Origin of the sequence: Paeniglutamicibacter sp. NPDC091659, from assembly GCF_044756805.1 — a bacterium.
Classification (GTDB): Bacteria; Actinomycetota; Actinomycetes; order Actinomycetales; family Micrococcaceae; genus Paeniglutamicibacter.
Genome location: NZ_JBIVTO010000007.1, coordinates 110,802 through 123,372, shown reverse-complemented (window position 1 = coordinate 123,372; position 12,571 = coordinate 110,802). Strand labels below are relative to the sequence as shown.

Here is a 12,571-nt window from a genome sequence, read left to right as displayed (position 1 = left end):
AAAAGGGCCGGAACGGCGCGTTTGGCTTGCTGCCTTGTTGCTGTGTTACTTGGTCTTCGGGCTGGAAAGCGATTCGACCTTCACGGTGCCCGAAATGATGTCGGCCTTCAGCTGGTCGAGCTCGCTCTTGAGCTCGGCCGGGACCTTGGAATCGAAATCGTGGAACGGGGCGAGGGAGACGCCGCCGTTTTCGAGGGTTCCAACGTACGGGGTGGAGTCGAACTTGCCGGCAACGTCGGAGGCGACAACGTCTTCGACGGACTTGCCCATTTCCTTGATGACCGAGGAGAGGACGAATTCGTTGCCCGAGGCCAGGGATTCGAAGCCGTCGGCGTCGACCCAGATGACCTTGACGTCCTTGCCGCTGGCCTTCAGGTCCTTGACGGCGTCCATGGTGCCCAGGCCGACCGGGCCTGCAACCGGCATGATCACGTCGGCGCCTTCGTTGGCGAAGGTCAGCGTGGTGTTCTTGCCGGCACCCTGGTTCTCGAAGTCACCGGTGAAGGTGCCGTTCTGCTTGGCAACGTCCCAGCCCAGAACCTCAACGTTCTTGGACTTCTTCTCGTTGTAGTAGGCAACGCCATCGGCGTAGCCGTCCATGAAGATGGAGACAGTCGGGATGTTCATGCCGCCGTAGGTGGCGACCTTGCCGGTCTCGGACATGCCTGCCGCGAGGTAGCCGGCCATGAAAGCGGCTTGGGCCGTGTCGTAGATGATCGGCTTGACGTTCTTGGCGTCAATGGCGTTGTCGTCAACGATCGCGAAGTGCTTCTCCGGGTTCGCTGCGGCAACCTTCTTGGTCTCGTCCGAGAGCAGGAAGCCGACGGTGACGGTGATGTCACAGCCGCCCTTGACCATCGAGTTCAGGTTCGGGGCGAAGTCGGTTGCTGCCTTCGACTCGGCCTTCTTCACCTGGATGCCCAGATCGGCTTTCGCCTGCATCAGGCCCTCGTAGGAGGACTGGTTGAAGGAACGGTCGTCGAATCCACCGGAGTCGGAAACGATGCAACCGGTGAAGTCGGTTGCCGCGGCCGAGCCGCCGGCGCTCGGTGCTGCCGAACCTGAGGGGGCAGCCTCCGGAGCCGCGCCGCAGCCAGTCAAAACGAGTGCAGAAATGCCGAGAATGGCCGCGGCCACTCCGGACTTGCGCTTCATGTTGCGCATGTAGGTTCCCTCCATTGGGTTACGAGCTACGGGTGACGATCCGGGGACGCAAATATCTTGTGTTCCACACGAAATCGTGTCTGTTGCATTGCCGCTAGGCACCGGGTGGTGAATCGCATCCGTCCCGCAACCCGGAAACGGGGTTTCGGAAACGACGACTTCACGTCCACCTAGCCTAGCGCCCAAAGTGCCCCGTTCGAGCCCCCAAATGTTACAAGCGCATAACACTCTAAGCGCTTGACGTAGCTCCCTCCACCGCCCCGTTCAGCTGGGCGATGGCCCTCACCGCTGCCGCCGCCATGACCGTAACGCCGACCTCAATTGCCGATTCATCAGGGATGTAGTCGCCACGGTGCAGGTCGTAGGTTTCCCCTCCGGGGGTGCGTGTGCCCAGCCGCATCATGGATCCGGGGACCTTGTTTGTCATCCAGGCAAAATCTTCCCCGCCCATCGACTGCGGGGTCAGCACGATGGCTGCGGAACCGATCTCGGCGCGGGCCGAATCCTCGATGAGGTCGGTTTCGTCCTCGTTGTTGATCACCGGAGGCACGCCGCGGGTGTGTTCGAGCTTCACCTCGACGCCGTAGGGGGCTGCGACCTGGCGCACGACCTCGTCCAGCAGGTCGCCGGCACCCTCCCACGCCTCGCCGTCAAGGCAGCGCATGGTTCCGGCCAGGTAGCCGGTCGCCGGAATGGCGTTGGGTGCGCTTCCCGCGTGGATCTGCCCCCAGACCACCGAAACGGCGGAACGCACGTCGATGCGGCGGCCCAGCACGGCCGGTACGTTGATGGCGATCTGGCTCATCGCGAAGACCAGGTCCTCGGTCAGGTGCGGGCGCGAGGTGTGTCCGCCGCGGCCGGTGAGCTCGATCTTGATGGTGTCGCTGGCGCTGGTGATCGCGCCGATGCGCGTGCCGATCTTGCCCGCGTCGATGCGCGGTTCGCAGTGCAGCGCCAGGATGCGCGGCACCTCGTCGAGGACGCCCGCCGCGATGACGGAGAGTGCGCCGCCGGGCATCTTTTCCTCGGCCGGCTGGAAGATCACGCGGATGCGGCCGTTGAGCTTGCCCTCGTCGTCAAGGGACTTGAGCACCTTGGCGACGCCCAGCATGACCGTGGTGTGGATGTCGTGGCCGCAGGAGTGAGCCACGCCGTTGACGACCGAGGCGTACTCGAGCCCGGTTTCCTCGAGGATCGGCAGGGCATCGATGTCGGCGCGCAGGGCCAGCGCGATCGGGCCGGTTCCGACGTCGACGAAGGCACCGGTTTCCTCCAGCGCGACGGGATCCAGGCCGACGGCCCGCAGCTGGGCGAGGATGCGCTCGGTGGTCTTGTATTCCACGAACGAAAGTTCGGGGTTGGCGTGCAGTTCGCGGCGGAAGTCCACCAGCTCGCCAAGGAGCGGGGCCACCCAGGGCTTGACCGAGGGAATCTGCTGGTTTTGTTCAATACTCATGCGCACATGAACGACAATACTGGCTGGGGTCTGCAGCATCCCGCTTTGCGTGCAAATGTTGCAGTGTTGCGTGTTGGGGCGGGCGGTGCGCTGCCCCCACCCTTGCTAGCGCGGGCGTCCGGAAAACGGACCGGACCCCGGCATTGCCGAGGTCCGGTTCCCGCTGCGTTTGTGCTCCCGGGTCAGAGGACGTCCATGACGCCGTTCTTCTTCAGGGTGTCGACGGTGTTCTTCACGGACTGCGCGTGCTCCTTGGTCGTCACCAGCAGCGCGTCGGGGGTGTCAACGACTACCACGTCATGGATGCCGATGAGCGCGATCACGCGCTTGGAATCGGTGACCACCACGCCCGTGGCGTTGTCCGAATAGACGCGCTTGACGTCGCCGATCACCGTCACGCCGGTTTCTTCGCTGGCCGGGTTCAGGCGGCCGATCGCCGCGAAGTCCCCCACGTCGTCCCAGTCGAAGACGCCGGGGATGACAGCAACGTCGCCTGCCGCGGCGGCCGGCTCGGCAACCGCGTAGTCGATTGCGGTCTTGGGCAGGTTGGGCCAGATGCGGTCCATGGTCTCGTCGCGGGCCGGGGTTTCCCAGGCTGCCGCGATTTCCGTCAGGCCCGCATACAACTCCGGTTCGCTGCGCTCGAGGTGCTTGAGCATCAGCGACACCGGCGCCACGAACATGCCCGCGTTCCAGAGGTATCCCCCGTCGGCAAGGTACCGGCGCGCGGTGTCCCCGTCAGGCTTTTCGACGAACTCGACAACGTCGCGTGCGGTCGGCGCCCCGGAAATATCCAGTCGTTCACCGGCACGGATGTAACCAAAGGCCGTCGAGGGAAGCGTCGGACGGATGCCGATGGTGACGATCTTGCCCGTGGCGGCCGTGTGGATGGCCTCGAGCACCGCCTCCTGGAAGACCTCGACCGGGCGGATGACCTGGTCCGCGGCGAAGGAACCCATGATGGTTTCGGGGTTGCGCCGGTACAGGATCGCGGCGGCCAGGCCGATGGCTGCGGCCGAGTCCTTGGGTTCCGGCTCAAGGACAAGGTCGAGGTCGCTCACTTCGGGGAGCTGGGCGATCACCGCGGTGCGGTGGGCACGGCCGGTGACAACCATGATGTTCCCGCCAGCAAGCGGGATCAGCCGCTCGTAGGTGGCGCGGATCAGCGTGGATCCGGACCCGGTAAGGTCGTGGAGAAATTTGGGGGCTGCGGCACGCGATAGCGGCCACAGTCGTGTTCCGACTCCACCTGCCGGAATCACACCGTGGAATCGAGCCAAGAGTTCAGCGTTCATCCGACTAACGGTAGTTGATTAAGGCTGGGAATGCGCTGATAGGCCCGCCAGGAATACGACACTAAAACCTATTCTAATTCGCGCAATTCTCCGGGGTTTTGTCAATGTATCACCGTGATCGGTGAGCCTACTCACACAACAAAGGGAAACAATGGGCACGCCAGCCCTAGGTGGTCTAAGATCGGGCAAGGAACGCTCGCACTCCGGCGTCAATTTTTTGTGTGGAAGATACACATGCGCCATTGCGAGTCATGGAGGTTAATTCAGTGTCGAAGACTTCGTCAGGCACCCTCTACCGCGGCCGCGAAGGCATGTGGTCTTGGGTGGGGCATCGCATTACAGGTGTCGTTATTTTCTTATTCCTGCTGGTTCACGTGCTCGACACGTCTCTGGTCCGGGTTGCCCCGGACGCGTATGACGCTGTCATGGCCACGTATAAGAACCCGCTCATGGCCTTGGGTGAAACCGCCCTTGTCGCCGCCATCGTCTTCCACGCTTTCAACGGCTTGCGCCTGATCCTGGTGGACTTCTGGAAGCAGGGAACCAAGTACCAGCGCCAGATGCTCTGGGGCGTCTTGGCCCTGTGGGTCATCACCATGTTGGCATTCTCCATTCGCCACCTGTCCATCGCCTTTGGAGGTCACTAATCCATGTCGACACAAATCGCTGCCCCGCGCAGCCAGCGTCTTGACCCGAAGTACTCCCGCGCCAACAAGTCGCGCGGCAGCTTCGAAATGGTTGCCTGGCTCTTCATGCGCCTTTCCGGCGTGGCCCTCGTCGTCCTGATCTTCGGCCACCTCTTCACCAACCTCATGGTTGGCGATGGCATCAACGCCATCGACTTCGGCTTCGTCGCCGGCAAGTGGGCCGACCCGGTGTGGCAGTTCTGGGATCTTGCCATGCTCTGGCTTGCCATGCTCCACGGCACCAACGGCGTGCGCACCATCATCAACGACTACGCCGAGAAGCCTGCCACCCGCGTGTGGCTCAAGGGCATCCTCTACGTCGCCACCATCATCATTGTCGTTCTCGGCACCCTGGTGATCTTCACCTTCGATCCTTGCATCGCCGGTTCCGAAATCGCGGCTTGCAAGTAACCTTCGGCGCCCGTTCGCTGAAGTAAAGAATTCAAGAAAAGAGAGCATCAGGTATGCAGGTACATAAGTACGACGTCGTGATCGTCGGAGCTGGCGGCGCAGGCATGCGCGCGGCCATCGAATCCGGCCAGCGCGCACGTACGGCCGTTCTCACCAAGCTTTACCCAACTCGTTCGCACACCGGTGCGGCACAGGGTGGCATGTGTGCAGCACTGGCCAACGTAGAAGAAGACAACTGGGAATGGCACACCTTTGACACCATCAAGGGTGGCGACTACCTGGTGGACCAGGACGCTGCGGAGATCATGGCGAAGGAAGCCATTGACGCGGTGCTCGACCTGGAAAAGATGGGCCTGCCCTTCAACCGCACGCCCGAGGGCAAGATCGACCAGCGTCGCTTCGGTGGCCACACCCGCGACCACGGCAAGGCCGCCGTCCGCCGCGCCTGCTACGCAGCAGACCGCACCGGTCACATGATCCTGCAGACCCTCTACCAAAACTGCGTCAAGCACAACGTTGAGTTCTACAACGAGTACTACGTGCTGGACCTGCTGCTGGTTGAGGAAGATGCATTCCGCGAAGACGGAACCGCCTACAAGCAGAAGCGCGTTGCCGGCGTCGTGTCCTACGACCTGGCCACCGGCGAGCTTCACGTCTTCCAGGCCAAGTCCGTGATCTTCGCCTCCGGCGGAGCCGGCAAGGTCTTCAAGACCACCTCCAACGCCCACACCCTCACCGGTGACGGCATGGGCATTGCCTTCCGCAACGGCATCCCGCTGGAAGACATGGAGTTCTTCCAGTTCCACCCGACCGGCCTGGCCGGCCTGGGCATCCTCCTCACCGAGGGTGCACGTGGCGAAGGCGCCATCCTGCGCAACTCGGAAGGCGAACGCTTCATGGAGCGCTACGCACCGACCATCAAGGACTTGGCACCGCGTGACATCGTCGCCCGCGCCATGGCCAACGAGGTTCGCGAAGGCCGCGGTTGCGGTCCGAACAAGGACTACGTCCTCTTGGACCTGACCCACCTGGAGCCGGCCCACATCGAAGCCAAGCTTCCGGACATCACCGAGTTCGCCCGCACCTACCTGGGTGTCGAGCCGTTCACCGATCCGGTTCCGGTCTACCCGACGGCGCACTACGCCATGGGTGGCATCCCGACCAACGTCCAGACCGAGGTCCTCCAGGACAACGACACCGTCATCCCGGGTCTCTTCGCCGCCGGCGAAGTTGCCTGTGTTTCGGTCCACGGCTCCAACCGCCTCGGCACCAACTCGCTGCTGGACATCAACGTCTTCGGCAAGCGCGCAGGCATCTCGGCCGCCAAGTACGCACTGGGCGCCGAGTTCGTGGACCTTCCGGAAGACCCGGAGAAGTTCACCACCACGCAGATCGAATCCATGCTCTCCTCCACCGGAACCGAGCGCGTGGCCCCGATCCGCAAGCAGCTGCAGGACATCATGGACGCCAACGTCCAGGTGTTCCGTGACAAGAAGTCGCTCACCGAGGCCCTCGTGGTCATCGAAGAGCTGCGCGAACGCTACAAGAGCGTTTCGGTCCAGGACAAGGGCAAGCGCTTCAACCTCGACCTGCTCGAGGCCATTGAGCTTGGCTTCCTGCTGGACATGGCAGAGGTCATGACCGCTGCCGCGCTGTACCGCAAGGAATCCCGCGGCGGACACTACCGCGAGGACTACCCGGATCGCGACGACGAGAACTTCATGAAGCACTCCATGTGCTACAAGGATGAGGCTGCAGCCACCGAGGGCATTGAAGGTATCCGCATGGAAACCAAGCCCGTTGTCTTTACCCGTTACCAGCCGATGGAGCGTAAGTACTAATGAGCACGGAACTTCCGGAACCAGCATCGAAGATTGAGCTGAAGCCCGGTGTTGGCGGCGGCGGAGAAATTCCGCAGTTCAACATCACCTTGCGCGTTCGCCGGTACCTGCCGGAGACCACCGCAGACGCCTACTGGGAAGACTTCGAGCTGACCATGTACGGCACCGACCGCGTGCTGGATGCCCTGCACAAGGTCAAGTGGGAGCACGACGGATCACTCTCGTTCCGTCGTTCCTGCGCCCACGGCATTTGCGGCTCCGATGCCATGCGCATCAACGGCCGCAACCGCCTGGCCTGCAAGACCCTGCTCAAGGACCTGGACCACTCCAAGCCGATCACCGTTGAAGCCATCAAGGGCCTGCCCCTTGAAAAGGACCTCATCGTCGACATGGAACCGTTCTTCCAGTCCTACCGCGAGATCATGCCGTTCTTGGTCAACAAGGGCCACGAACCTTCGGCCGAGCGATACCAGTCCGCCGAGGAGCACGCGAAGTTCGAGGACACCACCAAGTGCATCCTCTGCGCCGCCTGCACCTCCTCCTGCCCGGTCTTCTGGACCGACGGCCAGTACTTCGGCCCGGCAGCAATCGTAAACGCACACCGCTTCATCTTCGACTCGCGCGATGATGCAGGCGACATGCGTTTGGAGATCCTGAACGACAAGGAAGGCGTGTGGCGCTGCCGCACCACCTTCAACTGCTCCGAAGCATGCCCGCGTGGCATCCAGGTGACCAAGGCAATCGCCGAGGTCAAGCAGGCAATCCTGTCGCGCTCCATCTAGTTTTCAACTAGGTTGGCGCCAGTGGTCCGGTTCCCTTCGGGGAGCCGGACCACTCTTCGTTTACCCGGGCTTGGCTACAGCTGTGGAACGCAGGCACCGGTGCCCAGCTTCGCCAACCCGGCGAGGTCGCCCGGGGCGAAGCTCGTCCGGTAGCTGGGGCCCTCGAACATGAGCTGGTTCGGGTCCTTGACGTGGTCGAGTCCCAGCACGTGCCCGAATTCGTGCATGATGACGGCCCGCACGTGCTCCGTTCCCTGCGGGTGGCCCATCATCGCGGCCACGTCGGGCCCGTCGAGATTGACTTGGCCGGCAGCGAAGACAAGCGGCGTGCCCTTCGCCGAAATGTACGAACTGCCACCCAGCCCGGCGACGTCCCCCGCCAGTGCCGGGATCTCGGCGGGCGAGGACCATGTCACCAGCACGGGCACCCAACGTTTGCCGTAGCGCTCGGGCTGGTACTGGGGTCGCTGGGCGGAAGGGGCCTCGGTGGTGGTGCCGTCGTAAACGAAGCGGAGGCCGCTGGCCGCGGACACGGCCTCGGCCGCCTCGTGGACGAGCCTTTCGGCGTTCGCCGGCGCCCCGTCCGGGCGGATGACGTAGTGGATCGGGCGGCAGGGATCGTAGGCCACGAATTTTTGCTTCTTGTCCGGCGACGGATGCAACTGGTATCCCGTGGAATCCTGCGCCGCGGGCGGGGTGCCCAGGGGCTTCGCGGCCGCCTCCACGCCCCGCGGCGGAACATCGGACCATGGCAGGTTCGACTGCAGCACCGGGATGACGTGGTCCTCCAGGACCACGGTGGATGAGTAGAGGGCCACCACGATCCCCGCTCCCACCATGAAATTGCGCCTCGCGCCCGGACGGAGCCATGCCCCGGCATTCCTGCGGCGCCGTGGCTTCTTGCCCGGGGCGGCTGGCACCGTGAAATCGGGATCCTGCCGCCGACGGGCCTCCTCGACGGCCCACTGCGGGACCCTGCCCGAGGCGGAACGCGGGACCGGAAACTGCCCGTAGGCGCGCTCGGACCCGGGTCCGTGGGCGCTTCCGTGGTTCGATTGATCGTTGGTCTGGTCTGGCATGCATCCCCCAAGGTGCAGACAGCCGGTCCCCCAAGGACCGGTTTTCCGCAGTCTATCCGAGTTCCGGGTGCTTGGGCAGTGGGATCCCGACGCTCGTGCGACCCCGGCTCCACGGGACCTGTGGCCCTGCCCGCACGGCAAACCGCACGCGGGGCGGTTCAGCGGCGACCGCCGGTACCTTGCCCCGGAGCCCTCCCCGGATCCGGCCTAGACCGCGGTTTTTGCGCGCTCGCGCTTGAGGTCCGCGGCCCGCACCCCGACCAGGGCCGCCGCTATCAGGTACACCTGGCTGAGCAGGTTGAACCAGACGAAGAGGCCAAGGATCACCGCGAAGGGCGCCAGCAGTACGTTGTTGGTCAGCGAGGCCAGGAGCATGGCAGAGAAAAAGCGCAACGTGGTGGCCCCGGCGCCCGCCAGCATCACGGCGGGCCAGAGGGCGCCCCGGATCATGACGACACGCGATGCGACACGCAGCAGGACCCAGGCCGTGGCGCAGTCCAGCGCGAACATCGCCACCACAAAGCCGATCTTGGTCAGTGCACCCGTCCAGAGGCTGCCGAGGTGAAGCAGGTCGGCCAGCGAATCGATCATGGACGAGCTGGCAATGGCCAGCACGCTGGAAGCCACCAGGGCCACGGCCAACACCATCAGCAACAGCGCATCGCGCAGCTTGGAGACCACGGGGTTGGACCTGTCCCGGTTCAACCCCAGGATGATGCGGATGCCCTCGCGGAGCCCGGCCAGCCAGCCCAGGGAAGTGAAGACCAGGGCGGCTAGCGAAATGACGAGGGTCAGCCCGAAGCCGCCCAGGCCCAGGAGGTCCTCGGGCTTTGCCAGCCCGCCGTTGCCGGTGTCGATCAGGCCCGGCGTGCTGGCGGCGACCATCTCGATGATGCCGTCGCGCAAGACCGGGTTGTCGCTTGCCACCATGCCGAGCACGGCAAATCCCGCAACCAGCATCGCGGCGATCGAGAAGAACATGCGGTAGGCTCCCCCGGCGGCCAGCAACGGGCCTCGGCGGCGCGCATACAGGTTCCAGACGCGCATCGGGTAGAGCGAGTTGGTCCAGGCCGTGAGCAGCTTGAAGAATGCCGCAATGCTCTGGAACAGCGTTCCGTTGGCGCGCGCGGCGTAAAGTTCCTGGGTCTTGAGCCGGGTGAAGGACGCCAGCGCGCGCGGATCCAGCGGGCTGGGCGGCGGGACCGGCGGGGCTCCGACATAGCGCCGGGCGGCAACGCCGGGGGCACGGGTGCCCTTTTCGGGGATCTCGGGATCGGCCTCCAACGGATCGGGCACGGGGTCCTGCATCCGGGGATCATCGGCATCGGGCGCCGTGATCATCCTCAGGATCTTTTCCCGGCTACTTTCCCACTCCGCCAAGTTCCAGCTCCTCCCGCAGCGACCACTGCCCGGCTTCGTCGATGCCGAAGAGGCCAATGGAGGAAACGGTGAAGCCCATCGATTCATCGCGGAGTTCCGCCTGCGCCGCATCCATGAGTGCGTCGTCGACCTCGTGCGCGATGGTCAGATGCGGGTGGTAGGCATGGGACAGGTCGTGTCCAAGCGGGCCCGCGAGCAGGGATTCGTGAAGGGCCGTGCAGGCCTCGGTCCCCTCGCGAACGTTCAGGAACACGACGGGGGCCACGGGCCGGAAGGTACCGGTGCCCTGCAGGCACACCCGGAAGGGCGCGGCCAGGGCGGCGGTTGCCCGCACATGCGCGGCGGCGGCGTCCCAGTCCGTCGTTGAACCCGAGACCAGGGTGATGTGCGGTTCCACCAGGGAGGCGGCATCGCCCCCGTAGGCGCGCCGCCAGGCACGCAGGGATTCGCGAAGCGGGGAAGGAATTTCGATCACGACACCCAGCGCCGTGGATTCCACGCCGCCTGTGTCCGTCCCCTCCCCCGCTCCGCAGGCCATGCTAGGAGATCCCGCCCACGGGCCGCATGAAGCCAACGCGGTCGTACACGTCGGCCAGCGTCTTGGAGGCGACCTCGCGGGCCTTGAGCGCGCCCTTGGCCAGGATCGAGTCCAGTTCCGCCGGGTCCTCGAGCAGCTCGAGGGTCCGTGCCCGCACCGGGGCCAGGGCCTCGACCACGGCATCGGCGACGGCGACCTTCAGGTGGCCGTACATCTTGCCGTCGAACTCGCTGACCAGCGTCGGGATCGGGGTCCCGGTGACGCTGGAGAGGATTTCCAGCAGGTTGGTGACGCCGGGCTTGTTGGCGCGGTCGTGCGCGATCACGGTGTCCGCGTCCGTCACCGCCGACTTGATGCGCTTGGCGACGGTCTTGGCGTCGTCCAGCACGTTGATCAGGCCGTTGGGGCTGGAGGCCGACTTCGACATCTTGGAGGTCGGGTTCTGCAGGTCGTAAATGCGTGCACCCTCCTTCTTGATCATGGCCTCCGGCACCACGAACGTCTCGCCGAAGCGGTGGTTGAAGCGGGTGGCCAGGTCGCGGGCAAGCTCCACGTGCTGGCGCTGGTCGTCGCCCACCGGGACGCCCTGCGGCTGGTACAGCAGGATGTCGGCGGCCATCAGGACCGGGTAGGTGAACAGGCCCACCGAGGATGCCTCGGCACCGCCCTTGGAGCTCTTGTCCTTGAACTGGGTCATCCGGCTGGCCTCGCCGAACCCGGTGATGCAGTTCAGCACCCAGGCAAGCTGCGCGTGCTCGGGGACCTGGGACTGGACGAAGAGCGTCGACTTGTCCAGGTCGATGCCTCCGGCGATGTACTGGGCGGCGGTGACCCGGGTGCGGTTGCGCAGGTCTGCCGGATCCTGCGGCACGGTGATCGCGTGCATGTCCGGGATGAAGAAGAAGGAATCGTAGTCGTCCTGGGCCTGGACCCAGTTGACCAGGGCGCCGAGGTAGTTGCCAAGGTGCAGGGAATCGGCCGAGGGCTGCATGCCCGAAAGCACGCGGGGACGTGCGGTGGCGGCGAAGGTTTCGCTCATGAGTTGAAGGGTCCTTTAGAACTGGTAGTCGACGACCAGCGGTGCATGGTCGGAGAAGCGCACGTCGTAGCTGGATGCGCGGTCAACGACTGATTTGGTCGCGAGGGAGGCAAGTTCCGGGGTGGCCATGTGGTAATCGATGCGCCATCCGGTGTCGTTGACGAAGGCCTGCCCCCGCCACGACCACCAGGTGAAGGGGCCGTCGACCTCGCCGGCCAGTTCGCGTGCGACGTCCTTGTAGCCGATCTCCTCGCCGAAGAAGCGGTCGAAGTAGGCACGTTCCTCGGGCAGGAAGCCCGAACGCTTCACGTTGCCCTTCCAGTTCTTGATGTCCAGCGTCTTGTGGCCGACGTTCAGGTCGCCGACGACCAGCACATGGTCCTTCTCGGTCTTCAGCGCCGGAAGGTGGTCGATCATTCGGTCCAGGAAGCGGAACTTGTCCACCTGCTTGGGGGTGTCCACCTCGCCGGAGTGCACGTAGGCGCTGACGATCGTCAGGACCTTGCCGTCGGCGAGCTGGAAGTCGGCCTCGACCCAGCGGCCGGTGGTCTCGAAGTACTCGTCGCCGATGTGGTTGCGCGTGGCGATCGGCTCGGCGCGCGAAAGCACCGCGACGCCCGCGCGTCCCTTGTCCTGGGCCTCGGCATGCAGGATGTGCCAGCCGTCGCCGATGAGTTCGCGCAGGATCGCGTCCGGTGCACGGACTTCCTGGAGGCACAACACATCGAGGTCACGGGCTGCGATCCAGTCGGCCATGTTGCGCTTGTATGCTGCGCGGATGCCGTTGACGTTCACCGAGGCAACACGCAAGGCGCCGTCGGACTTGGTCAGGATCTCTTCTGCGGTAGGTATCACGCAATCCACCTTACAGATAGTTGGTGTGGGGTTGTCGGGGGCACG

At 64.5% G+C, this 12,571-nt stretch carries 12 protein-coding genes; 4 read left to right on the top strand and 8 right to left on the bottom strand.

What is annotated here, in order from left to right; translation table 11 throughout:
• Positions 1–45: 45 nt before the first annotated feature.
• The 3 genes from ACIQLF_RS14060 to ACIQLF_RS14050 form a co-directional block, all read right to left on the bottom strand.
• Entirely contained in the window at positions 46–1,164 is a 1,119-nt protein-coding gene (locus ACIQLF_RS14060; protein ID WP_400299484.1) for a BMP family protein, read from the bottom strand.
• Between the two features lie 229 nt (positions 1,165–1,393).
• Positions 1,394–2,620, bottom strand: coding sequence for an amidohydrolase (locus tag ACIQLF_RS14055; protein WP_400299482.1), 1,227 nt, complete (start codon positions 2,618–2,620; stop codon positions 1,394–1,396).
• 182 nt (positions 2,621–2,802) lie between these two features.
• Positions 2,803–3,915 carry a mannose-1-phosphate guanylyltransferase gene (locus ACIQLF_RS14050; RefSeq protein WP_400299480.1) on the bottom strand — a complete coding sequence of 371 codons (1,113 nt, stop codon included), beginning with the start codon at positions 3,913–3,915 and terminating at the stop codon, positions 2,803–2,805.
• Positions 3,916–4,166: 251 nt separating this feature from the next.
• Between ACIQLF_RS14050 and sdhC the strand changes: the two genes are divergently transcribed.
• The 4 genes from sdhC to ACIQLF_RS14030 are packed head-to-tail and all read left to right on the top strand — an operon-like array spanning position 4,167 to position 7,635.
• A complete protein-coding gene (gene sdhC / locus ACIQLF_RS14045; RefSeq protein WP_400299477.1) occupies positions 4,167–4,562 on the top strand; it encodes a succinate dehydrogenase, cytochrome b556 subunit in 396 nt (131 codons plus the stop codon).
• A 3-nt stretch (positions 4,563–4,565) separates the two neighbouring features.
• Positions 4,566–5,012: a succinate dehydrogenase hydrophobic membrane anchor subunit gene (locus ACIQLF_RS14040; protein WP_400299475.1), complete on the top strand. Its 447-nt coding sequence runs from the start codon at positions 4,566–4,568 to the stop codon at positions 5,010–5,012.
• 53 nt (positions 5,013–5,065) lie between these two features.
• On the top strand, positions 5,066–6,853 hold the full coding sequence (sdhA, locus tag ACIQLF_RS14035) for a succinate dehydrogenase flavoprotein subunit (protein WP_400299472.1): 1,788 nt from the start codon (positions 5,066–5,068) through the stop codon (positions 6,851–6,853).
• Positions 6,853–7,635, top strand: a complete 783-nt coding sequence (locus tag ACIQLF_RS14030; protein ID WP_400299470.1) for a succinate dehydrogenase iron-sulfur subunit — start codon at positions 6,853–6,855, stop codon at positions 7,633–7,635. The genes sdhA and ACIQLF_RS14030 overlap by 1 nt, the downstream gene beginning before the upstream one ends.
• A 74-nt stretch (positions 7,636–7,709) precedes the next feature.
• Here the strand turns inward: ACIQLF_RS14030 and ACIQLF_RS14025 are convergent, their stop codons facing one another.
• The 5 genes from ACIQLF_RS14025 to ACIQLF_RS14005 form a co-directional block, all read right to left on the bottom strand.
• Entirely contained in the window at positions 7,710–8,714 is a 1,005-nt protein-coding gene (locus ACIQLF_RS14025) for a matrixin family metalloprotease (RefSeq protein ID WP_400299468.1), read from the bottom strand.
• A gap of 207 nt (positions 8,715–8,921) precedes the next feature.
• Complete coding sequence (locus ACIQLF_RS14020; RefSeq protein ID WP_400299465.1) at positions 8,922–10,055, bottom strand: YihY/virulence factor BrkB family protein; 1,134 nt, start codon at positions 10,053–10,055, stop codon at positions 8,922–8,924.
• Between the two features lie 19 nt (positions 10,056–10,074).
• A complete protein-coding gene (locus ACIQLF_RS14015; protein WP_400299463.1) occupies positions 10,075–10,593 on the bottom strand; it encodes a 2'-5' RNA ligase family protein in 519 nt (172 codons plus the stop codon).
• A 40-nt stretch (positions 10,594–10,633) separates the two neighbouring features.
• The gene (gene trpS, locus ACIQLF_RS14010; protein ID WP_400299461.1) at positions 10,634–11,671 is read right to left on the bottom strand and encodes a tryptophan--tRNA ligase; all 1,038 of its coding nucleotides are present in this window, start codon (positions 11,669–11,671) and stop codon (positions 10,634–10,636) included.
• Between the two features lie 15 nt (positions 11,672–11,686).
• Positions 11,687–12,526, bottom strand: coding sequence for an exodeoxyribonuclease III (locus ACIQLF_RS14005; RefSeq protein ID WP_400299459.1), 840 nt, complete (start codon positions 12,524–12,526; stop codon positions 11,687–11,689).
• Positions 12,527–12,571: the final 45 nt, after the last annotated feature.

Excerpts from the sequence above, each read along its gene's own strand:
- ACIQLF_RS14025 (WP_400299468.1), bottom strand. The coding sequence starts at position 8,714 with ATGCCAGACCAGACCAACGATCAATCGAACCACGGAAGCGCCCACGGA.
- ACIQLF_RS14050 (WP_400299480.1), bottom strand. The coding sequence starts at position 3,915 with ATGAACGCTGAACTCTTGGCTCGATTCCACGGTGTGATTCCGGCAGGT.
- trpS (WP_400299461.1), bottom strand. The coding sequence starts at position 11,671 with ATGAGCGAAACCTTCGCCGCCACCGCACGTCCCCGCGTGCTTTCGGGC.
- ACIQLF_RS14060 (WP_400299484.1), bottom strand. The coding sequence starts at position 1,164 with ATGCGCAACATGAAGCGCAAGTCCGGAGTGGCCGCGGCCATTCTCGGC.
- ACIQLF_RS14030 (WP_400299470.1), top strand. The coding sequence starts at position 6,853 with ATGAGCACGGAACTTCCGGAACCAGCATCGAAGATTGAGCTGAAGCCC.
- sdhC (WP_400299477.1), top strand. The coding sequence starts at position 4,167 with ATGGAGGTTAATTCAGTGTCGAAGACTTCGTCAGGCACCCTCTACCGC.
- sdhA (WP_400299472.1), top strand. The coding sequence starts at position 5,066 with ATGCAGGTACATAAGTACGACGTCGTGATCGTCGGAGCTGGCGGCGCA.
- ACIQLF_RS14055 (WP_400299482.1), bottom strand. The coding sequence starts at position 2,620 with ATGAGTATTGAACAAAACCAGCAGATTCCCTCGGTCAAGCCCTGGGTG.
- ACIQLF_RS14020 (WP_400299465.1), bottom strand. The coding sequence starts at position 10,055 with ATGATCACGGCGCCCGATGCCGATGATCCCCGGATGCAGGACCCCGTG.
- ACIQLF_RS14040 (WP_400299475.1), top strand. The coding sequence starts at position 4,566 with ATGTCGACACAAATCGCTGCCCCGCGCAGCCAGCGTCTTGACCCGAAG.